Origin of the sequence: Micromonospora sp. NPDC005686 (assembly GCF_042871665.1) — a bacterium.
In the GTDB taxonomy this organism is placed as follows: Bacteria; Actinomycetota; Actinomycetes; order Mycobacteriales; family Micromonosporaceae; genus Micromonospora.
Genome location: NZ_JBIAIY010000018.1, coordinates 25,593 through 48,574 on the forward strand (window position 1 = coordinate 25,593; position 22,982 = coordinate 48,574).

Annotated in this window: 25 protein-coding genes and 1 pseudogene; 19 read left to right on the plus strand and 7 right to left on the minus strand. The window is 72.5% G+C overall.

Annotation, left to right across the window (positions count from 1 at the left end):
- Positions 1–122: 122 nt before the first annotated feature.
- From ettA to ACFYON_RS28105, 4 genes are all read left to right on the plus strand, one after another.
- Positions 123–1,799, plus strand: coding sequence for an energy-dependent translational throttle protein EttA (gene ettA, locus ACFYON_RS28090; RefSeq protein WP_354870920.1), 1,677 nt, complete (start codon positions 123–125; stop codon positions 1,797–1,799).
- Positions 1,792–2,235, plus strand: a complete 444-nt coding sequence (locus tag ACFYON_RS28095; protein ID WP_354870918.1) for a thioesterase family protein — start codon at positions 1,792–1,794, stop codon at positions 2,233–2,235. The genes ettA and ACFYON_RS28095 overlap by 8 nt, the downstream gene beginning before the upstream one ends.
- Positions 2,232–2,894, plus strand: a complete 663-nt coding sequence (locus ACFYON_RS28100; protein ID WP_354870916.1) for a hypothetical protein — start codon at positions 2,232–2,234, stop codon at positions 2,892–2,894. The genes ACFYON_RS28095 and ACFYON_RS28100 overlap by 4 nt, the downstream gene beginning before the upstream one ends.
- A gap of 131 nt (positions 2,895–3,025) precedes the next feature.
- A complete protein-coding gene (locus ACFYON_RS28105; protein WP_354870913.1) occupies positions 3,026–3,610 on the plus strand; it encodes a YbjN domain-containing protein in 585 nt (194 codons plus the stop codon).
- A gap of 7 nt (positions 3,611–3,617) precedes the next feature.
- Here ACFYON_RS28105 and ACFYON_RS28110 read toward each other — a convergent pair whose 3' ends face one another.
- The 3 genes from ACFYON_RS28110 to ACFYON_RS28120 form a co-directional block, all read right to left on the minus strand.
- Positions 3,618–4,004 carry a globin gene (locus ACFYON_RS28110; protein ID WP_354871257.1) on the minus strand — a complete coding sequence of 129 codons (387 nt, stop codon included), beginning with the start codon at positions 4,002–4,004 and terminating at the stop codon, positions 3,618–3,620.
- A 78-nt stretch (positions 4,005–4,082) separates the two neighbouring features.
- A complete protein-coding gene (locus ACFYON_RS28115; protein ID WP_354870910.1) occupies positions 4,083–5,450 on the minus strand; it encodes an MFS transporter in 1,368 nt (455 codons plus the stop codon).
- Between the two features lie 235 nt (positions 5,451–5,685).
- Positions 5,686–6,714 carry a mechanosensitive ion channel family protein gene (locus ACFYON_RS28120; RefSeq protein ID WP_354871254.1) on the minus strand — a complete coding sequence of 343 codons (1,029 nt, stop codon included), beginning with the start codon at positions 6,712–6,714 and terminating at the stop codon, positions 5,686–5,688.
- Between the two features lie 253 nt (positions 6,715–6,967).
- Between ACFYON_RS28120 and ACFYON_RS28125 the strand changes: the two genes are divergently transcribed.
- On the plus strand, positions 6,968–7,507 hold the full coding sequence (locus tag ACFYON_RS28125) for an HNH endonuclease (protein ID WP_354870908.1): 540 nt from the start codon (positions 6,968–6,970) through the stop codon (positions 7,505–7,507).
- A 7-nt stretch (positions 7,508–7,514) separates the two neighbouring features.
- Here the strand turns inward: ACFYON_RS28125 and ACFYON_RS28130 are convergent, their stop codons facing one another.
- From ACFYON_RS28130 to ACFYON_RS28140, 3 genes are all read right to left on the minus strand, one after another.
- Positions 7,515–8,372 carry a class F sortase gene (locus ACFYON_RS28130; RefSeq protein ID WP_357709813.1) on the minus strand — a complete coding sequence of 286 codons (858 nt, stop codon included), beginning with the start codon at positions 8,370–8,372 and terminating at the stop codon, positions 7,515–7,517.
- A gap of 12 nt (positions 8,373–8,384) precedes the next feature.
- The gene (locus ACFYON_RS28135; protein ID WP_354870904.1) at positions 8,385–8,894 is read right to left on the minus strand and encodes a hypothetical protein; all 510 of its coding nucleotides are present in this window, start codon (positions 8,892–8,894) and stop codon (positions 8,385–8,387) included.
- Positions 8,895–8,972: 78 nt separating this feature from the next.
- The gene (locus ACFYON_RS28140) at positions 8,973–9,413 is read right to left on the minus strand and encodes an Lrp/AsnC family transcriptional regulator (protein ID WP_354870901.1); all 441 of its coding nucleotides are present in this window, start codon (positions 9,411–9,413) and stop codon (positions 8,973–8,975) included.
- Positions 9,414–9,555: 142 nt separating this feature from the next.
- Between ACFYON_RS28140 and ACFYON_RS28145 the strand changes: the two genes are divergently transcribed.
- The 11 genes from ACFYON_RS28145 (at position 9,556) to ACFYON_RS28195 (ending at position 20,370) form a co-directional block, all read left to right on the plus strand.
- Positions 9,556–10,440, plus strand: coding sequence for a tryptophan 2,3-dioxygenase family protein (locus ACFYON_RS28145; RefSeq protein WP_354870898.1), 885 nt, complete (start codon positions 9,556–9,558; stop codon positions 10,438–10,440).
- Between the two features lie 14 nt (positions 10,441–10,454).
- The gene (gene kynU, locus ACFYON_RS28150; protein ID WP_354870895.1) at positions 10,455–11,732 is read left to right on the plus strand and encodes a kynureninase; all 1,278 of its coding nucleotides are present in this window, start codon (positions 10,455–10,457) and stop codon (positions 11,730–11,732) included.
- A gap of 56 nt (positions 11,733–11,788) precedes the next feature.
- A complete protein-coding gene (locus tag ACFYON_RS28155) occupies positions 11,789–13,117 on the plus strand; it encodes an NAD(P)/FAD-dependent oxidoreductase (protein ID WP_354870893.1) in 1,329 nt (442 codons plus the stop codon).
- 20 nt (positions 13,118–13,137) lie between these two features.
- Positions 13,138–14,619 carry a 2-hydroxymuconic semialdehyde dehydrogenase gene (locus ACFYON_RS28160; protein WP_354871251.1) on the plus strand — a complete coding sequence of 494 codons (1,482 nt, stop codon included), beginning with the start codon at positions 13,138–13,140 and terminating at the stop codon, positions 14,617–14,619.
- Between the two features lie 56 nt (positions 14,620–14,675).
- Positions 14,676–15,473 carry a fumarylacetoacetate hydrolase family protein gene (locus tag ACFYON_RS28165; RefSeq protein WP_357709820.1) on the plus strand — a complete coding sequence of 266 codons (798 nt, stop codon included), beginning with the start codon at positions 14,676–14,678 and terminating at the stop codon, positions 15,471–15,473.
- Positions 15,474–15,549: 76 nt separating this feature from the next.
- Positions 15,550–16,485 (plus strand): acetaldehyde dehydrogenase (acetylating), encoded by a 936-nt coding sequence (locus ACFYON_RS28170; RefSeq protein ID WP_354870887.1) that lies wholly within the window; start codon positions 15,550–15,552, stop codon positions 16,483–16,485.
- On the plus strand, positions 16,482–17,537 hold the full coding sequence (gene dmpG, locus ACFYON_RS28175) for a 4-hydroxy-2-oxovalerate aldolase (protein WP_354870886.1): 1,056 nt from the start codon (positions 16,482–16,484) through the stop codon (positions 17,535–17,537). The genes ACFYON_RS28170 and dmpG overlap by 4 nt, the downstream gene beginning before the upstream one ends.
- Positions 17,538–17,595: 58 nt before the next feature.
- Positions 17,596–18,369, plus strand: a complete 774-nt coding sequence (locus ACFYON_RS28180) for a 4-oxalocrotonate decarboxylase (RefSeq protein WP_354870884.1) — start codon at positions 17,596–17,598, stop codon at positions 18,367–18,369.
- Positions 18,370–18,389: 20 nt separating this feature from the next.
- A complete protein-coding gene (locus ACFYON_RS28185; protein WP_354871248.1) occupies positions 18,390–18,851 on the plus strand; it encodes a RidA family protein in 462 nt (153 codons plus the stop codon).
- Entirely contained in the window at positions 18,844–19,368 is a 525-nt protein-coding gene (locus tag ACFYON_RS28190) for a 3-hydroxyanthranilate 3,4-dioxygenase (protein ID WP_354870882.1), read from the plus strand. Before ACFYON_RS28185 ends, ACFYON_RS28190 begins: the two co-directional genes overlap by 8 nt.
- 3 nt (positions 19,369–19,371) lie before the next feature.
- Positions 19,372–20,370, plus strand: a complete 999-nt coding sequence (locus ACFYON_RS28195) for an amidohydrolase family protein (RefSeq protein WP_354870879.1) — start codon at positions 19,372–19,374, stop codon at positions 20,368–20,370.
- Positions 20,371–20,479: 109 nt separating this feature from the next.
- On the opposite strand, the pseudogene ACFYON_RS28200 reads toward ACFYON_RS28195, so the two are convergent.
- Positions 20,480–20,701: pseudogene (locus ACFYON_RS28200) on the minus strand (hypothetical protein); the annotation flags it as partial.
- Here ACFYON_RS28200 and ACFYON_RS28205 point away from each other — a divergent pair.
- The 3 genes from ACFYON_RS28205 (at position 20,666) to ACFYON_RS28215 (ending at position 22,895) form a co-directional block, all read left to right on the plus strand.
- The gene (locus tag ACFYON_RS28205) at positions 20,666–22,138 is read left to right on the plus strand and encodes an amidase (RefSeq protein ID WP_354870876.1); all 1,473 of its coding nucleotides are present in this window, start codon (positions 20,666–20,668) and stop codon (positions 22,136–22,138) included. The pseudogene ACFYON_RS28200 and the gene ACFYON_RS28205 overlap by 36 nt on opposite strands.
- A gap of 72 nt (positions 22,139–22,210) precedes the next feature.
- Positions 22,211–22,495 (plus strand): hypothetical protein, encoded by a 285-nt coding sequence (locus tag ACFYON_RS28210; protein WP_354871245.1) that lies wholly within the window; start codon positions 22,211–22,213, stop codon positions 22,493–22,495.
- Positions 22,482–22,895, plus strand: a complete 414-nt coding sequence (locus tag ACFYON_RS28215; RefSeq protein ID WP_354870874.1) for a DUF5130 family protein — start codon at positions 22,482–22,484, stop codon at positions 22,893–22,895. The genes ACFYON_RS28210 and ACFYON_RS28215 overlap by 14 nt, the downstream gene beginning before the upstream one ends.
- The last annotated feature ends 87 nt before the right edge of the window (positions 22,896–22,982 follow it).

Sequence of the window (22,982 nt, forward strand, 5' to 3'; positions counted from 1 at the left end):
TGTCAGGATTGACGGCGGCGTGCGTGTGGCCGGCCCCCGGCCGGCGGCGGCAGGCGCAGATCGACGCCCGCGCCCCGCACCCGACAAGCCCGCGATCGCAACCGACGGAGGTAGCCCGCACCGTGGCCCAGTTCATCTACGTCCTGGACAAGGCGCGCAAGGCGCACGGCGACAAGGTCGTGCTCGACAACGTGACGCTGAACTTCCTGCCGGGTGTCAAGATCGGGGTGGTCGGTCCGAACGGCGCCGGTAAGTCCAGCCTCCTCAAGATCATGGCAGGGCTGGACCGGCCGAGCAACGGCGAGGCCCGGCTCATGCCCGGCTACTCCGTCGGCATGCTCGCCCAGGAGCCGCCGCTCAACGAGGAGAAGACGGTCCTCGGCAACGTCGAGGAGGCGGTCGCCGAGACCAAGGCCAAGCTCGAGCGGTTCAACGCCATCGCCGAGCAGATGGCCACCGACTACTCCGACGAGCTGATGGAGGAGATGGGCAAGCTCCAGGAGGACCTGGACGCCGCCGACGCGTGGGACATCGACTCCAAGCTCGAACTCGCGATGGACGCGCTGCGCTGCCCGCCGCCGGACGCCGACGTCACCACCCTCTCCGGTGGTGAGCGCCGCCGGGTCGCGCTGTGCAAGCTGCTGCTGGAGGCGCCGGATCTGCTGCTGCTCGACGAGCCCACCAACCACCTGGACGCGGAGAGCGTGCAGTGGCTGGAGCAGCACCTGGCCAAGTACGCCGGCACCGTCCTGGCGATCACCCACGACCGGTACTTCCTGGACAACGTGGCCAACTGGATCCTGGAGCTGGACCGCGGCCGGGCCTACCCGTACGAGGGTAACTACTCCACCTACCTGGAGAAGAAGGCCGCCCGGCTCTCCGTCGAGGGGCGCCGCGACGCCAAGATGAAGAAGCGGCTGTCCGAGGAACTGGAGTGGGTCCGCTCGAACGCCAAGGCGCGGCAGACCAAGTCCAAGGCCCGTCTGGACCGCTACGACGAGATGGCCGCCGAGGCGGAGAAGACCCGGAAGCTGGACTTCGAGGAGATCCAGATCCCGCCGGGCCCGCGCCTGGGCAACACGGTCATCGAGGCGCAGAACCTGACCAAGGCGTTCGGTGACCGGGTGCTGATCGAGGACCTGTCGTTCTCGCTGCCCCGCAACGGCATCGTCGGCATCATCGGCCCCAACGGCGTCGGCAAGACCACGCTGTTCAAGACCATCGTCGGGCTGGAGCAGCCGACCAGCGGCTCGGTCCGGGTCGGCGAGACGGTGTCGTTGTCGTACGTCGACCAGAACCGGCAGGGCCTGGACGGTGACAAGACCGTCTGGGAGGTCGTCTCCGACGGGCTCGACCACCTCATGGTGGGCAAGGTCGAGATGCCGTCCCGGGCGTACATCGCGGCGTTCGGCTTCAAGGGGCCGGACCAGCAGAAGCCGACGAAGGTGCTCTCCGGCGGCGAGCGCAACCGGCTCAACCTGGCGCTGACGCTCAAGATCGGCGGCAACGTGATCCTGCTCGACGAGCCGACGAACGACCTGGACGTGGAGACCCTGTCCAGCCTGGAGAACGCGCTGCTGGAGTTTCCCGGCTGCGCCGTGGTGATCTCCCACGACCGGATGTTCCTGGACCGGGTCGCCACGCACATCCTGGCCTGGGAGGGCGACGACCAGAACCCGGCCAAGTGGTTCTGGTTCGAGGGCAACTTCGAGGCGTACGAGAAGAACAAGGTCGAGCGCCTCGGCGCCGAGGCGGCCCGGCCGCACCGGGTGACCTACCGCAAGCTCACCCGTGACTGACCGCTTCGTCTACCACTGCGCGCTGCGCTGGTCCGACCTGGACGCGTACGGCCACGTCAACAACGCCCGCTTCCTCACGCTCTACGAGGAGGCGCGGGTGGCGATGATGTTCGCCGGCGGCCGGGCGTGGGGGGTGGGCTCGCTCGCCGACGGCGTGGTCATCCGCCGGCACGAGGTCGACTACCTGCGCCCGGTCGACTACGCGCTCGGCCGGGCCAGCGCGGAGGCCGCCCCGACGGTACGGATCGAGCTGTGGGTGGACGAGATCCGGGCCGCCTCCTTCTCGGTCGCGTACGAGCTGTACGACGGCGACACGCTGGCCGGCACCGCCCGGTCGCTGCTGGTGCCGTTCGACCTGACGGCGCAGCGCCCGCGCCGGATCTCGGCGGAGGAACGGGCGTTCCTGCTCCGCTACGCGCCGGGGCTGACCGGATGACCGGGCACGGGTTGACCGGGACGGCCGACGCTGGGGCCTTCCTGGCCCGGCTGGTCCGGTTCGACCCGGCCACAGTGGTCCGGCTGCGGCCGGTGCCGGGCACCGGCCGTACCGCCCTCTGGGCGCGTCTGCCGTGGGGGGTGCTCGTGGTCCGTACCGTGCCCGGCACGGCCCCCGGCGACGTCACTGTCGCCGCGGGGGAGCTGCTGGCCGAACTCTCCGCCAGGGGGACGGCCCTTCCGGTACGCCGGGACGACGGCTGGCGGTGGCAGCTCCCACCGGCCGCGAGCCGGGCCGTGGAGGCGCTGCCCGGCGCCGAGCTGCGGCGGATCGCGGAGGCGGCGGCCGGCACGCTGCGCGAGGCCGCCGTGCACGGCGTGGCGGGCCGCGCGGTCGGGCAGCGGGTGCTGCGGGACGCGCTGCTGGACCACGTCGCAGTGGTGGTGACCCCGGACGAGGCGCCGCGCACCCCGGTTGAGGTGACGCAGCGGCTGGTGCAGGGTCTGGTCCGGATGGGTTTCCTCGGCGCCGGCGAGGACGACGTTCAGGTGCGCAGCGCGGGCCGATGGGTCGGGCTCGTCGGCCCGTTCGGGGCGGTCTGGTCGCGGACTGTCGCCGATCTTGCACTCAAGCCGACAGTAGGTCATCCGAACGGATGACCCCGCGTCGTCCTTCCGGCCTGGGGCGGTCGTTGGGGGGATGCCTCATGCCGTCTGTCCGGGTACCGTCCATCCTCGGATCCAACGCACCGTAGGCGTCCGGATCCGCTGGGGAGTGAGGTGCGCGAGCGATGCCGTGGTGGTCATGGCGCCCTGGTCCCGCCGCTGGCGGGGAGCCGGAGACTCGAAGCGGGACCACAGTGGATGACACCATCCGGGTCGGGCCACCGGCCCCTCGCCCTCCGGGCGACGACGTGGCGCCACCCGAGCGACCGGCCCTCGCGGACATGCCGGCCACCGTCGCGCCGGTCACCCTGAGCCGGGTCTGCGACGCGCTCGACCTGCTCGACGTGCGCTATCTGGCCGACGGGGACGGCAACCTGCTGGCCATGTGGGAGCGCCACGCCGTGCTCGTCGCGCTGGAGGGCCCGGAGGACGAGATCCTGGTGATGCGGGCCCGCCCGCACGCGACGGTCCCGCCGGACTGGGCCGACCGGGCCTACCGCGTGGTGAACGAGTGGAACCACACCCGGCGCTTCTGCAAGGCGTACATCGGCGACCCGACCGAGCGCGGTCAGCTCCCGATCTACGCCGAGTTGCAGGTTCCGCTCGGCGCCGGTGCCCACGACGCCCTGCTGGTCGAGATGCTCGACTGCGGCGCCGCGGTCGCCGTCACGTTCGTCGACTGGCTGCACGACGAGGGCGCCCTGCTCTGAGCCGGGCTCAGCCCGCGGCCGGGTCCTCCATCACGTTCACCATGAAGTAGGCGGCCCGCTCCAGGTAGTCCCAGAGCGCGGCGGCGAGCTGCGGCGGCAGGTCGAGCGTGTCCACCGCCCGGCGCATGTGGTGCAGCCAGGCGTCCCGCTCGGCCGCGCCGATCCGGAACGACGCGTGGCGCATCCGCAGTCGCGGGTGGCCGCGCTGCTCCGAGTAGGTGTGCGGGCCGCCCCAGTACTGGATGAGGAACAGGGTCAGCCGATCGGCCGCCGGGCCGAGGTCCTCCTCCGGGTACATCGGCCGCAGCAGCGGGTCGTCGGCGATACCGGCGTAGAACTCGTCCACCAGCTTGCGGAAGGCCGGTTCACCGCCGATCGCCTCGAAGAGGGTCATCGACTCGCCTGGGGAAGTCACGCTTCCATCCTGCCAGGTGCGGCCCCGCACCCGCGCCCGCCCACCGGGCGGCGCGAATCACGTCACCGCGTGCCGGTGCCGGCCGGGCTCGCGGTTGCGGTCGCCCGGCGCCGGGCCGGGCGAGTGCGCGTGGGCGCCGCCGGCCGACGACTCGGCGCGGGCGGTCTCGATGGCGTCGTTGATCACCTGTGGCCGGGGCCAGGCGAGCGCCGCCACGGTCATGATCAGCACCCCGGCCGCGCTCCAGGCGCCGACCACCGTCGGAACCGAGAACCGCTCCGCGAGCGCCCCCGTGGCCAGCACCGCGGCGCCCTGGATGATCTGTGTGCCACTGGCCATCACGCCGAACGCCCGGGCCCGGAATCCGTCCGGCAGCGCCTGCACGAACAGGCCGTTGGCGATCGGGACGAGCCCGGCGACGGCGAAACCGCATCCGGCCGCGAGCAGCGCCACCACCGCCGGTGGCGGGTTGAACAGCGCGGGTACGAGTGTCGCCGGTGCGATGATCATCAACGGTCGCATCAGCGTCAGCCGCCGGGTCGGACCGACGAGCCGGCTGATGGTCAGCCCCCCGAGGATGTATCCGACCGGTACGGCGGCCATGATCAACCCTTGGGCGGTGCCCGTGTTCATCCGGCCGTCGGTGCGGTCGGCGGCCCAGCCCGCGGCCAGCCCTTCGGGGACGATCGAGAAGAGCATCGCGCTGAACACCAGCACCGCGATGGCGCGCAGCACCGGCCGCTCGAAGACGATCTGGAAGCCCTGGACGGTCTCCCGCAGCAGATGGCTGCGGTGCGCCTCGGCCATCGCCGGTGGCCGCTCGCGGAGGCCGAAGCGGACCAGCACGGCCGACACGGCGAACGTGACGGCGTTGACGAGCAGCGCGATGTTCGGGTTGAGCGCCGCCACGGTGGCGCCGATCAGGTAGCCGACGACCTGGGCGGCCTGGCCGGCGCTGGTCAACGCGGACAGGCCCACGACCAGCCGGTCCCCGGTCAGGATGTGCGGCATCAGCGCCGACCGCGCCGCCTGGCTGGGCGGGTTCGCGAGCGTGGCCAGAAAGATCAGCGCGAAGACCGACCAGGTCGGCATCCGGGGCATCGCGACCAGCGCCATCAGCGCCATCCGGAGGAGGTCGCAGACCACCATGACCCGCCGGTAGTGGTGCCGCTCGGCGAGCGCGGAGAGCAGTGGGCCGCCGACCAGCCACGGAAGGTAACTGGCGGCGAACGCGGCGGCGGAGAGCGCGACCGAATTGGTCTCACGCAGCACGAGCACGGCGACCGCGGCGCGGGCCAGATAGTCGCCCACCCAGGAGAGGGTGTTGGCGGCGAAGATGACGCGGAACTCCGACTGACCGAAGACGTCCCGAAAGGTGGCCGGACCCTCCTGGCCGGGTCGCGCGTCGGACACCGTCGCCTCCATCGTTCCTGGCCGACCACTTGTGATGGCCCGACCGGGAACCGTCGTCAGATCAACCGATCAGCGAGGACACGAGCACGCTCCCCGGTGGAGCGTGTGCACCGGATTCTGCCCGATCGTCTGACAACTGGCTAGGGTGAACGGATTGATCGTCGCATCTCCGACTGAACCGAACGGACGATACCCGAGGGGCCGCGCGGCGCGCGACCCCCGGAAACAGTCCGGCTCGTCCGGCGACTCAGGTGGGTCCGCCGGTGCCCGTACCCTCGGTGGCGGCCGACGCCGGCTGCGGGACCGGCCGGCCCGGGAACAGCCGGGCGGCCGCGATCTGCGCGACGATCCCCGAGTTCTCCAGCGCCTCTGCGAGGCGGCGGCGCAGCTCACGGCCGACCGCGAACTGCCCGTCCGCGGTGGTCTTGACGACGGTACGGATCACCGCGCCGTCGACAGTGATCTGCTCGACGCCGAGCACCTCCGGCTCCTCGACGATCTTCGGCGCCAGCTCCGGGTCCAGCGCCACCGACGCCGCCGCGGTGCGAAGCACGGCGGTGGCCTCCTCGGTGGAGGCGAACCCGATCGGCAGGTCGACCACCACCAGCGCCCAGCCCTGGCTCTTGTTCCCGACCCGGATGATCTCGCCGTTGCGGATGTACCAGAGCACGCCGCGGCCGTCCCGGACGGTGGTGACCCGCAGGCCCACCGCCTCGACCACGCCCGTCGCCTCGCCCAGGTCGACCGTGTCGCCGACGCCGTACTGGTCCTCGATGAGCATGAACAGGCCGGCGATGAGGTCCTTGACCAGGCTCTGCGCGCCGAAGCCGAGCGCCACGCCGGCGATGCCCGCGCTGGCCAGCAGCGGGGCCAGGTCGAAGCTGAACTCCTTGAGCACCATCAGCAGCGCGATGCCGAAGACGAATGCGGTGACCATGCTGCGCAGCACCGACCCGATCGCCTCGGCCCGCTGCCGCCGCCGCTCCGGCACGAACTGGTTCGGCTCGAACGTGGCGCTGGGGATCCGCTCGCGCAGCGGGCGGAGCATGGTCGGCACCGCGCCCTCGGTGGTGGTACGCACCAGCCGGTTGATGGTCCGGTGCAGGGCCCACCGGGCGGCCACCGCGATGACCAGTATCAACGCGACCCGCAGCGGTTTCAGCAGGATCCAGTAGCTGCTCTCGGCGAACCAGGCGGAGCCGGTGAGCCGGTACAGGAACTCGCAGGAGCTGCTGCCCTGGCAGTCCGGGCGCCGGTCGGAGAGGGCGGACACCACGGCGGAGATCAGGTCGGAGACGTTCACAGTGCTTTCGTACCGCACGGGCGGGCAGCGGCCGACATCGCCACCTCGGCGAAGTGGCGCCGCCCCGGGGGTTAGCCGGGATTAGTACGTGCAATCGCGGGCGCGATCAGGGACTATTGGCGCAACGGACGTCGGTGATCCAGCCGGCGTCGGAGCCGTTCCGCGCTGTTCGCGGGCCGTTCCGGCGCGCAGGGGCGGGAGCGGCTGGACCGGGAGGGTGAGCGCGATGCCTGACATACGACCCACGGCGGGCTCCGGTGCACTCGTTCTCAACGTCACCTACGAGCCCCTGTGCGTCGTGTCGGTGCGTCGTGCCGCGATCCTCGTCCTCTCCGCCAAGGCGGTCTGCGTCGCCGACGGCGAGGGCATCCTGCACAGCGCGCGCAACGCGTTACCGGTGCCCTCCGTGGTACGCCTGACCCGCTACGTCCGGGTGCCGTACCGCACCCACATCGGGCTGTCCCGGCGGGCCGTGTTCGCCCGCGACGGGTGGCGGTGCGCGTACTGCCGGGGGCCGGCCGAGACCATCGACCACGTGTTCCCGCGCAGCCGGGGCGGCCGGCACGCCTGGGAGAACGTGGTCGCCGCCTGCGCGCGGTGCAACCACACGAAGGGCGACAAGACGCCGGCCGAGCTGGGCTGGCGGCTGCACCGCCTGCCCGCCGCGCCCAAAGGGACCGCCTGGCGGGTGCTCGGGCACCGCGCCCCCGACCCGCGCTGGGCGGACTGGCTCGACCTGCGCGAGCCCGAGCCCGAGGCGGCCTGACCGGCGCTCAGCGCGCCTTGACCAGCGAGGCGTAGACGACCAGGTTGTCCGCGTACCCGGTCTCGCCGCCGACCCAGCGCCCACCGCAGGTGATCAGCCGCAGGGCGGGCCGGCTGAAGTCGCCGTAGACGTCCTGCACCGGCAGCTTCTCCTTGCCGTACCGCTCGATCGAGGTCACCTCGAACACCGCCACCGAGCGGTCCTGGCGGGTCACCTCGATCCGGTCGCCGTCGTCCAGTTCCCGCAGCCCGTGGAAGACGGCCGGCCCGGTGGTGGTGTCGACGTGCCCGACGAGCACCGCCGGGCCGTACTGGCCGGGGGTGGGGCCCCGGTCGTACCAGCCGACCTCACCGGCACGCTCCACGTCCGGTACCGCGATGCTGCCGTCCGGCGCGATGCCGACCCGGTGCACCGGCGCGCGCAGGTCCAGCTTGCCGATGCTCAGGTCCGTCGGTGGGCTGGCCGGCAGCACCGGGAACTTCTTCGGCGGCGGACGCAGGCCGGCGACGATCCGGTCGGGCAGCACGCTGACGCCGGTCACCCGTTCCACGCCGAGCATGGCCACGATCAGCGCCATCACGCTCGCCACCACGAGCACCGGGACACCGGGACCACGGCCCGCGGCGTACCGGCGGGTGGTCCCGGTCGCGCGGGCCGGAACCGGCCGCGACCGCGGATCCGCCGTGGTGACGCTGGCCGTGAACGCGTGCCCGGCGACGTGGGCGAACCGGCGCGCGGCCCCGGCGGTCAGCCGCAGCGCGGCCCGGATCCGTCCGGCGCGTTCCGGCGACCGGCGGGCGGCGCGACGGCCGGTGCGGTCCGCCGCCGGGCCGGCACGGTCCCGGCGGCGCGATGAGCGGGCCATTGCGGCGCCCCGTCAGACGCGGCCGCCGGTCTTGCGGCGGGCGCTCACGCCGGCCACCACGGCCACCGCGACCAGACCGCCGACCAGCAGCAGCGAGCCCGTGCCCCGGCTACCCGCGGTGCCACCGCCACCGGTCGCCGGCCCCTTGCTCGGCTGCGCCATGTTGAGCACGGTGAGCATGGTCGAGGCGGTGTTGCCGTTGGAGCAGTCCAGGTTCACCGGGTAGTCGCCCGGCGCCTTGTTGCCGGGCACGGTGACCGAGCCGGTGAGGAAGCCGTTGTCCGCCCGCAGCGTCACCCGCCCGAAGGCGTCCGAGGTGACCTGCGCCTGACGGTTGTTGCTGTTGTCGCAGCCGGCCCGCAGGTTGACCCGGGAACCGGCCTGGACGCTGTTCGGCGTCACCTCGATGAACACGCTCTCCCCGGCCCGGGCCGGTGGCGCGGTGGTCAGGACGAACGCCGCGACCAGGCCGAGCAGGCCCAGCAGTGACGACAACGCACGGTGTGACACGAGCCCTCGCATGGTTCCCCCCTCCCGGCGCGACGGTGCGCCGGACCACTGACGGGCAGCGGCGCCTGCTTTCCCGGGAGGCGGGGGAAGCTAACGGGGCGCCTTGACCACGGGGTGCCAGGCCAGCGGAGTGGAGAGCACCATCGTGCTGGACGGCTGCCCGTACGGGGCGAGGCGGTCGATGACCTCCTCGAACTCGCCCATGTTGGTCGCGGCGACCTTGAGCATGCTGCACGCGTCCCCGGTGATCCGGTGGATCTCCATGATCTCCGGCCAGCCCGCGACGTCCGGGGCGTTGAGGATGCAGCGCGCGCCATAGCAGGACATCCGGATCAGCGCGAGCACCGTGCGCCCGGCCCGGGTGAGGTCGACGTGGGCGTGGTAGCCGGTGATCACGCCGGCCTCCTCCAGCCGGCGGACCCGTTCGGCGACTGCGGGCGGCGACAGGTGGACCCGGCGGGACAGTTCGCTGTACGACAGCCGGGCGTCGGCCTGGAGCTCGCGCAGCAGCGCCCAGTCCATGTCGTCCACGCGCGGACCTTCCTTCCGTAAAGAGGGTGACGCGAGATGGTTTCGGTTCGCCAAGTGATACCACCATACCGCCGTTGAACAGGCATTCCATTCGGCCGCCCACCAGCGGGATCATGACGTCTACCCCGCGCACGGACGGAGAATGACTGTGGAACAGACGACGGCGGTGCGCCCGGTAACCCCCCAGGAACGGGCGGCTCGGGCGGCGCGCAACGGCGGCGAGCCGACGCTGGAGTTCGCCGACCGCGTGCCGTACGACGCGTACGTACGGGCCAGCACGCTGCACCGGCTCCAGGAGCCGCTCAGCGACGACCCGGGCGAGATGTCCTTCCTGATGATCAGCCAGATCATGGAGCTGTACTTCGGCCTGACCTGCCACGAGCTGCGGCACGCCAAGCGCGAGCTGCGCGAGGACCGGATCTGGGAGGCCCTGCCCCCGCTGCGCCGCGCCGCCCTGCACCTGGAGGGCCTCAACGCCGCCTGGCACGGCCTGCGCTGGATGAGCCCGGCCGACTTCAACCGCTTCCGCGACCGGCTCGGCGAGGGCTCCGGCTTCCAGTCCGCCATGTACCGGCAACTGGAGTTCCTGCTCGGCCTGCGCGACCGGGCGCTGATCCGCCCGTTCCGCCGGCAGACCGAGGTGTACGACGAGCTGACCGCCGCGCTGGCCACCCCGAGTCTCTGGGACGAGGTGGTGGCGCTGCTGGCCCGCAAGGGCTTCGACGTGCCCGCCGAGCTGCTGTCCCGGGACGTGAACGCCGAGCACGAGGCGCACCCCGCGATCGAGGCGGCCTGGGTCCGGATCTACGGCGACAACGGCCCGGACAACCACCTGCGCCTGCTCGGTGACGCGCTGACCGAGATCGCCGAGGAGTTCGGCGACTGGCGGTGGAACCACGTCAAGGCCGTCCAGCGCACCATGGGCGCCAAGGTCGGCAGCGGCGGCTCCGCCGGCCTGGCATGGTTGCAGCGCAGCATGGCCCGGGTGGTCTTCCCGGAGCTGTGGTCGGCCCGCACCGCGATGTGACGAGAGAGAACAGCATGCACACCCCCGAGAACGAAGCCCTCCGCCGCGACGACGCCGACCCCGGCCACCGGCACCTGTTCCACATCCCGCCGGCCGACGGCGGGCGCTACCCCGACACCGCGTACCTCGCCGGCAACTCGCTGGGCCTGCAACCCCGGGCCACCCGGGACGAACTCCTCGCCGACCTGGACGCCTGGCAGCGCCTCGGCGTGGAGGGGCACCTGGAGTCGGAGCGGCCCTGGCTGCCGTACCACGAGCTGCTGACCGCACCGGCCGCCCGCCTGGTCGGCGCGCTGCCCGCGGAGACAGTGGTGATGAACTCCCTCACCGTCAACCTGCACCTGCTGATGGTCAGCTTCTACCGGCCGGCCGGCGAGCGCACCCGCATCGTCATCGAGGACAGCGCGTTCCCCTCGGACAGCTACGCGGTGCGCAGCCAGGCCCGCTTCCACGGCCTGGACCCGGACACCACAGTGGTACGCCTCAAGCCGCGCCCCGGCTCCGACACGCTCGGCACCGAGGACGTGCTGGACTTCCTGGCCCGCGAGGGGCACACGGTGGCGCTGCTGATGCTCGGCGGCGTGAACTACCTGACCGGCGAGCTGATGGACATCCCGGCCATCACCGCCGCCGGCCGCGCCGCGGGCGCCGTGGTCGGCTGGGACCTGGCGCACGCCGCCGGCAACGTGCCGCTGGCGCTGCACGACTGGGACGTCGACTTCGCGGCCTGGTGCTCGTACAAGTACCTCAACTCCGGGCCGGGCGCCCTGGGTGGCGTCTTCGTCCACGAGCGGCACCTCGGCGACCCGTCGATCCAGCGCTTCGAGGGCTGGTGGAGCACCGCGGCGGCCACCCGGTTCGAGATGACTCCGGTGTCCCGCCCGCCGGCCACCGTCGAGGCGTGGCAGATCTCCAATCCGCCGATCTTCGCGATGGGCCCGGTGCGGACCTCGCTGGAGCTGTTCGACTCCGTCGGCATGCCGGCGCTGCGCGAGCGCAGCCTGCGGCTGACCGCCTGGCTGGAGCAGCTGCTGGACGAGGTGACGCCCGGCCGCCCGCTCACAGTGGTCACCCCGCGTGACCCGGCCCGCCGTGGTTGCCAGCTCTCGGTGCGCATCGGCGTGGGTAGCGCCAACGAGCTGACCAAGCGGCTGCGGCACGAGCACGGCGTGGTCGCGGACGCCCGGGAGCCGGACATCGTCCGGTTCGCCCCGGTGCCGCTCTACTCCACGTACCACGACTGCTGGCGGGTCGCCGAGGCGCTGGCGGCAACGTTTGAGGAGGGGTCGTGAGCGCGAGGAGTGAGCCGGTTCTGGGAGCCCCACAGTCGCGAACGGAAGGCAGGCGCATGAGGGAGCGCGACGAGATCGCGGTGGTCGGCGCCGGGCTGGCCGGCTGCCTGCTGGCCTGCTACCTGGCCCGGCGCGGCTACCCGGTGGCCCTCTACGAGCGGCGGCCCGACCCGCGTACCGGCATTGTCGAGCGGGGCCGGTCGATCAACCTGGCGCTGTCCGAGCGCGGCCTGGACGCGCTGCGCCGCATCGGCCTGGAGGACGAGGTGATGGCGGACGCGCTGCCGATGCGCGGCCGCATGATCCACCCGGTCGAGGGCGAGCCGGAGTTCCAGTCGTACAGCGGCTCCGGGGACCGGGCGATCAACTCGATCAGCCGGGGCGCGCTGAACAACGCGCTGCTCGACGCCGCCGCCGCGCTGCCGAACGTGCGCGTCGCGTTCGACCACCGGCTGGTCGGCCTCGACCCGCTCGGCGGCGAGATGACGTTCGAGACGCCGCAGGGCAAGGTCACCGCCACCGCCTCGGTCGTCCTCGGCGCCGACGGCGCCGGCTCCGCGGTGCGCGGGCAACTGCTCGCGTACGGCGGCCTGACCGAGAGCCTGGACTTCCTCGACTACGGCTACAAGGAGCTGACCATCCCGCCGCTGGGCGGGGAGTTCGCGCTCGACCCGGGTGCGCTGCACATCTGGCCGCGCGGCACCTCGATGATGATCGCGCTGCCGAACCCGGACCGCTCCTTCACCTGCACGCTGTTCTGGCCCACCCACGGCACCCGCAGCTTCGCGTCGCTGAGCAGCCCGGCGGCGATCGAGCAGTTCTTCGCCACCCACTACCCGGACCTGGTCCCGCTCGCGCCGAACCTGGTCGACGACTACCAGCACAACCCGGTCGGCGTGCTCGGCACGGTGCGCTGCACGCCGTGGCAGGTGGCCGGGACGGTCGGCCTGATCGGCGACGCCGCGCACGCCATCGTGCCGTTCTACGGCCAGGGCGCGAACTGCGCGTTCGAGGACGTGGTCGAGCTGGACCGCTGCCTCGACGAGTGCGACGACGAGTGGGCCGCCGCGCTGCCGCTGTTCCAGCACCGCCGCCAGGACAACGCGGAGGCGATCGCCCGGATGGCGCTGGCGAACTTCGTGGAGATGCGGGACAAGGTCGCCTCACCGGTGTTCCGCACCCGCAAGCAGGTCGAGCACGCGCTGGAACGCGCGCTGCCCGGCCGCTACGTCTCCCAGTACGAGCTGGTCTCCTTCTCCACCACCCCGTACGCGCAGGTGCGCCGCCGGGTGCGCGCGCAGTACGCGGTGGTCGGCGCGGTCGCGGCCGGCGCGGTCGCGCTGCTTGCCGGTGGTGTCCGTGCGGCGCTGGGGCGGCGGCGATGACGCTCTGGGATCCCCGGCTGATGACCGGGCACGCGCCGGACGGCCCCGGCCTGCTGCGCAACTTCGTCGGCGGTGAGTTCGTCGACGCCGGCGCCCGGTTCACCAAGCGCAGCCCGGTCACCGGCGAGCCGGTGTTCGAGGTGGTCGAGGCGTCGCAGTCGACAGTGGACGACGCGGTCGACGCGGCGCGGGCGGCGCTGCGCGGCCCGTGGGGCCGGATGGGCGAGCGGGAACGCGCCGAGGTGCTCCGCCGGGTCGCCGACGAGTTGGAACGGCGCTTCGACGACCTGGTCGCCGCCGAGGTGGCGGACACCGGCAAGTCCATCTCGCAGGCCCGTACGCTCGACATCCCGCGCGGCGCGGCCAACTTCCGGGCGTTCGCCGAGATCGTGGCGACAGCGCCGACCGAGTCGTTCACCACAGTCACCCCGGCCGGTGGCCGGGCGCTCAACTACGCGGTCCGCAAGCCGGTCGGCGTGGTGGCGGTCATCGTGCCGTGGAACCTGCCGCTGCTGCTGCTCACCTGGAAGGTCGCCCCGGCCCTGGCCTGCGGCAACGCCGTGGTGGTCAAGCCCAGCGAGGAAACTCCCGCCTCGGCCACACTGCTGGCCGAGGTGATGGCCGCGGCGGGCGTGCCGGACGGCGTGTTCAACCTGGTGCACGGCTTCGGGCCCGGTTCGGCCGGCGAGCACCTGACCCGGCACCCGGGCGTGGACGCGATCACGTTCACCGGCGAGTCGGCCACCGGCAGCGCGATCATGCGCGCCGCCGCCGACGGGGTGAAGGCGGTCAGCTTCGAGCTGGGCGGCAAGAACGCCGGCCTGGTGTTCGCCGACGCCGACCTGGACGCGGCGGTCGCCGGTTCGGTGCGGTCCAGCTTCACGAACGGCGGCCAGGTGTGCCTGTGCACCGAGCGCATCTACGTGCAGCGGCCGGTGTTCGAGGAGTTCACCGCGCGGCTGGCCGAGCGAGCCGACGAGTTGGCGTACGGCTGGCCGGCTGACGAGGCGACGGCGAACATGCCGCTCATCTCGCACGGCCACCGGGACAAGGTGCTCGGTCACTACGCGCTGGCCCGCACCGAGGGCGCCGAGGTGCGCGCCGGGGGTGGCGTGCCGCGCTTCGGCGACGCCCGCGACGGCGGGGCGTACGTGCAGTCGACTGTGCTCACCGGGCTCGGTGCGGACGCCCGCACCAACCAGGAGGAGATCTTCGGGCCGGTGGTGCACGTCGCGCCGTTCGACGACGAGGACGAGGCGTACGCGCTGGCGAACGGCACCGCCTACGGCCTGGCCGCGACGGTGTGGACGCGGGATGTGGGCCGGGCGCACCGGGCCGGCGTCCGGCTCGACGCGGGCATCGTCTGGGTGAACACCTGGTTCCTGCGCGACCTGCGTACCCCGTTCGGCGGGGTGAAGGCGTCGGGAGTGGGCCGCGAGGGCGGCGTGCACTCGCTCGACTTCTACTCGGAACTGACAAACGTCTGTGTGGACCTCCAATGAGCGCGCGTGGTGGGAAGAATGGCCGGAATCCGCAGCGACGTAAGCGAGGAGCCGCCATGACCGTGGACATCGAGGCCGCCAACCGGGAACTCGCAGTGGCCCGGCAGGAGGGGAAACCCTGCCCGCCGCTGCGCGGCCGGCTGCTGCCCGAGGGCGACATCGAGGCCGCGTACCAGGTGCAGCAGGTCTACACGCGGCAACGGCTGGGCAAGGGGCACCGCCGCGTCGGCGCGAAGATCGGCCTGACCTCGCGGACCGTGCAGGAGAGCTTCGGCGTCTTCCAGCCCGACTTCGGGGTGCTCTTCGACGACATGGCCGTCGGCGACGGCGTCGAGGTGCCCATCGACCGGCTGCTCCAGCCGCGGGTGGAGGCGGAGATCGCCTTCGTGCTCGGCGCGGACCTGCCGGACGAGCGGGTCACCACTGTCGACCTGATCCGGTCGGTGGATCACGTGCTGCCGGCCATCGAGATCGTCGACTCGCGGATCGCCGACTGGGACATCTCCATCGTCGACACGGTGGCGGACAACGCCTCCAGCGGGCTGTTCGTGCTCGGCACCGCGCCCCGCCGGCTCGCCGACGTGGACCTGCGGCTGTGCGGCATGGTGCTGGAGCACGCCGGTGAGCCGGTCTCGGTCGGCGCGGGCGCGGCCTGCCTGGGCAATCCGCTGCACGCGTTGCAGTGGCTGGCCGCCACGATGGCCCGCGCAGGTGACCCGTTGCGCGCGGGCGACGTGGTGCTCTCCGGCGCGCTCGGCCCGATGGTGCCGGTCACGCCCGGCGCCGCGTACGAGGCGCGCATCTCCGGGCTCGGCTCGGTGCGTACCTGTTTCTCCTCGGAGGGAACCGCATGAGCGAGCGTCAGCGAGCGAATCATCGATACAGGGCCGTTGAGCCTCATGGCGGCACGCAGCGCAGCGGAGGGCCGGCATGAGCGTCGGAGTGGCGGTGCTCGGGTCGGGCAACATCGGCACCGACCTGATGATCAAGGTGCTGCGGCTCAGTGAGAGCCTGCGCATGGTGGCGATGGCCGGCATCGACCCGGCCTCGGACGGTCTGGCCCGGGCCCGCCGGCTCGGCGTGACCACCACCGCCGAGGGCGTCGACGGCCTCGTCGCGCTGCCCGAGTTCGCCGACGTCCAGCTGGTCTTCGACGCCACCTCGGCGGGCGCGCACAAGCGTCACGACGAGGTGCTGCGGGCACACGGCCGCACCGTCGTCGACCTGACGCCGGCCGCGATCGGCCCGTACGTGGTGCCGCCGGTGAACCTCGACGAGCACCTGGGCGAGCCGAACGTCAACATGGTGACCTGCGGCGGGCAGGCGACGGTGCCGATCGTGCACGCGGTCGGCCGGGTCACCCCGGTGGCGTACGGGGAGATCGTCGCCTCGATCGCCTCGAAGTCGGCCGGTCCGGGCACCCGGGCCAACATCGACGAGTTCACCGAGACCACCGCCCGCGCCATCGAGGTGGTCGGCGGCGCCGAGCGCGGCAAGGCCATCATCGTGCTGAACCCGGCCGATCCGCCGCTGCTCATGCGCGACACGGTCTACTGCCTGTGCCCGGACGCCGACGCCGACCGGGGCGCGATCGCCGCCTCGGTGGCCGACATGGTCAAGGCCGTGCAGGAGTACGTGCCCGGCTACCGGCTCAAGCAGGACGTGCAGTTCGACCGGGTGGACACGTACGCGCCGGTGCTCGGCCGGCACTTCACCGGCCTGCAGGTGTCGGTGTTCCTGGAGGTCTCCGGCGCCGGGCACTACCTGCCCGCGTACGCCGGGAACCTGGACATCATGACGTCGGCCGCGCTGCGTACCGCGGAGCGGCTGGTGGCGCTGCGCGCGACGGAGGTGAGTGCGCGATGACCGACCTCTACATCCAGGACGTGACGCTGCGCGACGGCATGCACGCCATCGGGCACCGCTACACGGTCGATGAGGTGCGTACCATCGCCGCCGCGCTCGACGCGGCCGGTGTGGCAGCGGTCGAGGTGGCCCACGGCGACGGCCTGGCCGGGTCCAGCGTCAACTACGGGCACGGCGCGGCCGCAGACGCGGACTGGATCGCCGCCGCCGCCGAGGTGCTGACCACCGCGCGGCTCACCACGCTGCTGCTGCCGGGCATCGGCACCATCGCCGACCTGAAGGCGGCGAAGGCGCTGGGCGTGACGAGCGTACGGATCGCCACGCACTGCACCGAGGCGGACATCTCCGCCCAGCACATCGCCTGGGCCCGGGAGAACGGCATGGACGTCTCCGGGTTCCTGATGATGTCGCACCTCAACGACCCGGCCGGGCTGGCCGCGCAGGCAAAGCTCATGGAGTCGTACGGCGCGCACTGCGTCTACGTCACCGACTCCGGCGGGCGGCTGCTGATGTCGGACGTGGCGCAGCGCGTCGACGCGTACCGGCAGGTGCTGGAACCGGAGACGCAGATCGGCATCCACGCGCACCACAACCTGTCGCTGGGTGTGGCGAACAGCGTGCTGGCGGTCGAGCACGGCCGGATCCTCGGCGACGGCCCGCTCGGCTCGCCGTCCGGGCGGACCGTCCGGGTGGACGCGTCGCTGGCCGGCATGGGCGCGGGCGCGGGCAACGCGCCGCTGGAGGTCTTCGTCGCGGTCGCCGAGCTGCACGGCTGGAAGCACGGCTGCGACGTGTTCGCGCTGATGGACGCCGCCGACGACCTGGTCCGCCCGTTGCAGGACCGGCCGGTCCAGGTCGACCGGGAGACGCTCTCCCTGGGGTACGCGGGCGTCTACTCCAGCTTCCTGCGCCATGCCGAGCGGGCCTCGGCCAAGTACGGCGTGGACGTCCGCTCGATCCTGGTCGAGCTGGGCCGCCGCCGGATGGTCGGCGGCCAGGAGGACATGATCGTGGACGTGGCACTGGACCTGGCGGCTAAGGAGACCCGGTGAGCGCGAGGAGTGAGCCGGGTTTGCGAGCCCCGCAGTCGCGAACGAAAGGTGGCACAGCATGATCGGGCCGGACATCGCCGGTATCGCGGAGAAGCTGGGTGCGGCGGCCGACGACGCCACCGCGATCCCGCAGCTCGCGGCCGAGACCGGGCTCGACGTCGACGCCGCATACGCGGTGCAGACCGCGCTGGTGAAGCGCCGCCTCGACCGGGGTGAGCGGCTGGTCGGGCTCAAGATGGGGCTGACCAGCAAGGCCAAGATGGCCCAGGTCGGCGTGGACGAGGTGATCTGGGGCCGGCTGACCGACGTGATGCGGGTGCCGGACGGCGGCGCGGTGGACGTGGGCGACTTCATCCACCCCCGGGTCGAGCCGGAGGTGGCGTTCCTGCTGGACCGGCTGCCCGACCCGGGCGAACCGGTCGGCTCGTTCACGCGGGCCGTGCGCGCGGTCGCCCCGGCGATCGAGCTGATCGACTCCCGGTACGCGAACTTCACCTTCTCGCTGCCGGACGTGATCGCCGACAACACCTCGGCCGCCGCGTTCGTCGTCGGGCCGTGGTCGCCGGTGCCGGACGGGCTGGACAACCTCGGCGTGCTGCTGGAGATCGACGGTCGGGTGGCGCAGGTCGGCTCGACCGCGGCGATCCTCGGCGACCCGCGTCGCGCGCTGGACGAGGGGCTGCGGCTGGCCGGCCGGCACGGCGTGCGGCTGCGCAAGGGCTGGGTGTTCCTGGCCGGCGCGGCCACCGCGGCGGTGCCGCTGCGTCCGGGGGCGCACGTGCGCGCCACTGTGGAGAAGCTGGGTTCCGCCTCCCTGAAGGCTGTCTCGTGAGCGCGAGGAGTGAGCCGGGTCTGCGAGCCCCGCAGTCGCGAACGGAAAGCGGCCCGGCGACCGCCCGCGTGGTGGCCGGGAAGGCCGTGCCGCGGGGAGCGTTCCCGCACGTCAAGGTGGCCGGCGGGTTCGTCTTCGTCTCCGGTACGTCGTCGCGCCGGCCGGACAACACGTTCGCCGGGGTGTCGGTGGACGAGCTCGGCACCACCGACCTCGACATCCGGGAGCAGACCCGGGCCGTGGTGGAGAACATCCGCGACCTGCTCCGCTCGGTCGGCGCCGAGCTGAGCGACCTGGTGCAGGTCACCAGCTACCTGGTCAACATGAACGATTTCGGCGGCTACAACGAGGTGTGGGCGGAGTTCTTCGACGCCACCGGCCCCACCCGGACCACTGTCGCCGTGCACCAGCTTCCGCACCCGCATCTGCTGATCGAGATGCAGGCCGTCGCCCTACTTCCGTCGGGAGGTTCCCATGAGTGAGATCGCCGAGCCGTTCAGCTTCTCCGGCTGGATCGGCGAGAACCAGCACCTGCTCAAGCCCCCGGTGGGCAACAGGGAGATGCTGCCCGGCAGCGACGACTTCATCGTCATGGTGGTCGGCGGCCCGAACCAGCGCACGGACTTCCACGTCGACCCGTACGAGGAGTTCTTCTACCAGGTCAAGGGCAACATGCACATCAACCTGATGCTGCCCGAGGGCCCGCGTACGGTGCACGTGCGCGAGGGGCAGATGTGGATGCTGCCGCGCAACACCCCGCACTCGCCGCAGCGTCCCGAGGCCGGGTCGATCGGCATGGTGATCGAGCGGGTCCGCGAGGAGGGCACGCTGGAGAAGTTCCAGTGGTACTGCGCCGAGTGCCACCACAAGGTGCACGAGGTGGAGTTGCAGGTCCGCGACATCGCCGCCGACCTGCCCCCGGTCTTCGCCGCGTTCTACGCCGACGAGAAGGCCCGCACCTGCGACAACTGCGGCGCGCTGCACCCGGGCAAGGGCTGACGCGTGCCGGTCGTGGACGTGCACACGCACGTCGTACCGAAGGGGTGGCCGGACCTCGCCGCGGCGTGCGGCGGGTCCGGCTGGCCCTGGCTGCGGGTGGACTCCGAGCGCGCCGCCATGATCATGGTGGGGGAAACGGAGTTCCGCCCGATCGGCGGGCAGTGCTGGGACGCGCCGGCCCGGCTCGCCGACATGGACGCCGACGGCGTGGACGTGCAGGTCGTCTCGCCCACCCCGGTGTTCTTCAGCTACGACCGCCCGGCCGACCAGGCGGTCAAGGTGGCCCGGATCTTCAACGACCTCACGCTGGAGGTCACCGCGGCCGGCGGCGACCGGCTGGTGCCGTTCTGCCAGGTGCCGTTGCAGGACCCGGACGCGGCCTGCGCCGAGCTGGACCGCTGCCTGGCGGCCGGGCACGCCGGAGTGGAGATCGGCAACCACGTCGGCGACCGGGATCTGGACGACGCGGGCATCGTGCAGTTCCTGACCCACTGCGCCGAGGTGGGCGCGCCGGTGTTCGTGCACCCGTGGGACATGCCCGGCGGCCCTCGGCTGGACCGGTGGATGGCCCGCTGGCTGACCGGGATGCCGGCCGAGACGCACCTGTCGGTGCTCGCGCTGATCCTCGGCGGCGTGTTCGACCGGGTGCCGGAGACGCTGCGGATCTGCTTCGCGCACGGCGGCGGCAGCTTCCCGTTCTGGCTGGGCCGCGCCGACAACGCCTGGCACCGCCGCGGCGACCTGGTACGCGGCGCGTCCAGCGCGCCACCCAGCTCCTACGTCGACCGGTTCCACGTCGATTCGGTGGTCTTCGAACCGGCCGCGCTGCGGCTGCTGGTGGACACCATGGGCGCCGAGCGGGTGCTGCTCGGCAGCGACTACCCGTACCCGCTGGGGGAGCGGCCGGTCGGCCAGGTGGTGCACCGGGCGGACTTCCTCACCGACGCGCAGCGGGACGCGCTGCTCGGCGGCAACGCGCTGCGGTTCCTCGGCCGGCGCTGAAGACCGGCGCGGGTGCGTCCGTCGTCTCCCTAGTGCCGACGGACGCACCCGGCGCTGCTCAGGAGTGCGGGCAGGTGTCCCATCGAGTGCCCCATCACCGCCAGCCGGTTGCGCCGAACGTGCCCTCGGCGGTGCTCGTCGGGTAGTAGATCGTGCCGCCGCGGAAGCCGCTGACGCTCGACGCGGAGACGGTGGTCTGGGTGATCGCGAACGGGCCACCCCGGATATGGACCCGCCGCCGCCGGTCGGACGTGTCGCCCGGCCGTCCGGCCGCCGGACCGGCAGGATGGGCGGCATGGCCGAGCCGCACGACCTGACCGCGCTGGAACAGGCCGCCGCGATCCGCCGGGGTGAGCTGTCCAGCCTGGAACTCGTCGAGCACCACCTGCGCCGGGTCGAAGCGCTCGGCGACACGGTCGGCGCGTTCGTCACAGTCACCGCCGAACGGGCCCGGACCGCCGCCCGCGCCGCCGACGCCGTCGCGGCGGAGGAACGCGGCCCCCTGCACGGGGTGCCGACCGCGATCAAGGACCTCACACTCACCGCCGGGGTACGCACCACCTTCGGCTCGGCCGCCTTCGCCGACTTCGTCCCACCTGTCGACGCCGACGTGGTCCGCCTCCTGGCCGACGCCGGTCTGGTCAGCCTCGGCAAGACCACCACCTCCGAACTCGGCTGCTCGCTCTACTCCGAAGGGCTGGTGGCGCCACCGGCCCGCAACCCGTGGAACCTCGCGTACACGGCTGGTGGATCCAGCGGCGGCGCGGCGGCAGCTGTCGCCGCCGGCCTGGTCCCGGTGGCGCAGGGCTCCGACGGCGGCGGGTCGCTGCGCATCCCGGCCTCGCTCTGCGGCCTGGTCGGCTACAAACCGAGCCGGGGCACGGTCTCCGGCGGGCCGCTCGGCTTCGGCGGCTTCGGGCTGCCGGTGAACGGGCCGATCGGCCGTACCGTCGCCGACGTGGCGGCGCTGCTCGACGTGCTCGCGCGGCCGGTGCCCGGCGAGCCGTACCTGCCGCCGGCCGCGCCCGTCGGTGGCTACCTCGGCGTCACCCGCGCCGCCCGTTTCGCCGGCCCCGGCCGGCTGCGCGTCGGCCGTTTCACCACGCCGATGCTCGCCGACGAACCGGTCCACCCGGATTGCACAGCCGCCGTCGACCGGACCGCCGCGCTGCTCACCGACGCCGGCCACGAGGTGGTCGACGTCCCCGCGCCACTCGGCCCCGAGGCGTGGCCGCTGTTCGAGACCGTCTGGTACGCGCTGGCGGTCACCCCCGTCCCGGCCGGGCGGGCGGGTGACCTGCTGCCGCTGACCCGGTTCCTGCGCGAACGCGGCGAGGCGCTCGGCGCGGCCCGGCTGATGGCCGCGCTCGGCGAACTCCAGGCAGAGGTACGCCGTGGCGTACGCCGTACCGCCGGTTGTGACCTGCTGCTCTGCCCGACGCTCGCCGCCCCGCAGGCGCCGGTGGGGGCGTTCGCCGCCCTCGAACCGGCAGCGGACTTCGACGGGCAGCGGCGCTTCTCGCCGTACTGTGCGGTCTTCAACGTCACGGGCGATCCGTCCGTTTCCCTGCCGGTCGGACGGACCGCCGACGGGCTTCCGGTGGGGGTGCTGCTCACCGGCCGCTACGGCGACGACGCGACGTTGCTTGCGGCTGCCGCGCAGCTGGAGCACTGGAGTGACGGATGGGATCAGCACCCCGCAATCTGGCGGGCCGCCGACTCCGCTAACGTGAACATCACAACCGAGGTGGGGCGCGACCGGTCCTGACCGGCCAACCGACCCGCCATTCCTGGTCTCTCTTTCCGCCTGGGGGCGTTGGGATTGTCTGTTACCGAGACGTTGGTGGTCTTCGTCGGCATCCCGGCCGCCGCGGTGCTGCTGATCGCCGCCCTGGCGGCCGCCAGCAGCCGTGGCAACGGTGGCGGCGCGAAGCGCTACCGGCCGGGCCGGCCCTTCGACTTCACTCCGGTCTGGTTCCTGAGCCGTCCGGAGCAACTGGCCGACTCGGCCGGCACGGCGCTGGCCGCCGGGGCGCAGGCGCCGGCGTTGACCAGCCGCAAGCAGGAGCAGGCCGGCCGGGAGGCGCCGGCCGCTGGAACCGGAGGCGCAAGTGACCGTTGGTGAAGCGCGGACCACGACGGGGACGGCCACCCCGCCCGCGGTGCTGGACGGCCCGTTCTCGACCCGTCAGCTACTCCGTATCGACGAGGCGCTGCGCCTCGCCGACAAGGGCACCGGCCTCGTCTTCTCGGTGTTCGTCGGCGGCCTCGACGAGCCGATCCGGGAGCACGCCGAGCGGCTGCACCGGCAGCTCGGTGAGCCGGACCGCTCGGTGCTGATCGCGGTGTCGCCCAACCAGCGGCAGCTGGAGATCGTCACCGGCAAGTACGCGCGCAAGCGCATCCCGGACACGTACGCCAAGCTGGCCGCGCTCTCCATGGTGGCCTCCTTCGGCGGCGGCGACCTGACCGGCGGCATCATCCAGGGCCTCGACCAGCTCGCCAGCCACGCCGGCAAGGGCTGATCCACCGCACACGACGAAGCCCGGCCCTGCGTACGCAGGGCCGGGCTTTCTCGTGGTCCCGAGCCGGGGCCGGCGCGGGCTGCCACC

Coding starts and splice junctions, on each gene's coding strand:
- dmpG (WP_354870886.1), top strand. CDS start 16,482: ATGACCGACCTCTACATCCAGGACGTGACGCTGCGCGACGGCATGCAC.
- ACFYON_RS28100 (WP_354870916.1), top strand. CDS start 2,232: ATGACCGGGCACGGGTTGACCGGGACGGCCGACGCTGGGGCCTTCCTG.
- ACFYON_RS28190 (WP_354870882.1), top strand. CDS start 18,844: ATGAGTGAGATCGCCGAGCCGTTCAGCTTCTCCGGCTGGATCGGCGAG.
- ACFYON_RS28170 (WP_354870887.1), top strand. CDS start 15,550: ATGAGCGTCGGAGTGGCGGTGCTCGGGTCGGGCAACATCGGCACCGAC.
- ACFYON_RS28155 (WP_354870893.1), top strand. CDS start 11,789: ATGAGGGAGCGCGACGAGATCGCGGTGGTCGGCGCCGGGCTGGCCGGC.
- kynU (WP_354870895.1), top strand. CDS start 10,455: ATGCACACCCCCGAGAACGAAGCCCTCCGCCGCGACGACGCCGACCCC.
- ACFYON_RS28125 (WP_354870908.1), top strand. CDS start 6,968: ATGCCTGACATACGACCCACGGCGGGCTCCGGTGCACTCGTTCTCAAC.
- ACFYON_RS28160 (WP_354871251.1), top strand. CDS start 13,138: ATGACCGGGCACGCGCCGGACGGCCCCGGCCTGCTGCGCAACTTCGTC.
- ACFYON_RS28145 (WP_354870898.1), top strand. CDS start 9,556: ATGACTGTGGAACAGACGACGGCGGTGCGCCCGGTAACCCCCCAGGAA.
- ACFYON_RS28115 (WP_354870910.1), bottom strand. CDS start 5,450: ATGGAGGCGACGGTGTCCGACGCGCGACCCGGCCAGGAGGGTCCGGCC.
- ACFYON_RS28130 (WP_357709813.1), bottom strand. CDS start 8,372: ATGGCCCGCTCATCGCGCCGCCGGGACCGTGCCGGCCCGGCGGCGGAC.
- ACFYON_RS28110 (WP_354871257.1), bottom strand. CDS start 4,004: ATGACCCTCTTCGAGGCGATCGGCGGTGAACCGGCCTTCCGCAAGCTG.
- ACFYON_RS28105 (WP_354870913.1), top strand. CDS start 3,026: ATGCCGTGGTGGTCATGGCGCCCTGGTCCCGCCGCTGGCGGGGAGCCG.
- ACFYON_RS28135 (WP_354870904.1), bottom strand. CDS start 8,894: ATGCGAGGGCTCGTGTCACACCGTGCGTTGTCGTCACTGCTGGGCCTG.
- ACFYON_RS28205 (WP_354870876.1), top strand. CDS start 20,666: ATGGCCGAGCCGCACGACCTGACCGCGCTGGAACAGGCCGCCGCGATC.
- ACFYON_RS28180 (WP_354870884.1), top strand. CDS start 17,596: ATGATCGGGCCGGACATCGCCGGTATCGCGGAGAAGCTGGGTGCGGCG.
- ACFYON_RS28165 (WP_357709820.1), top strand. CDS start 14,676: ATGACCGTGGACATCGAGGCCGCCAACCGGGAACTCGCAGTGGCCCGG.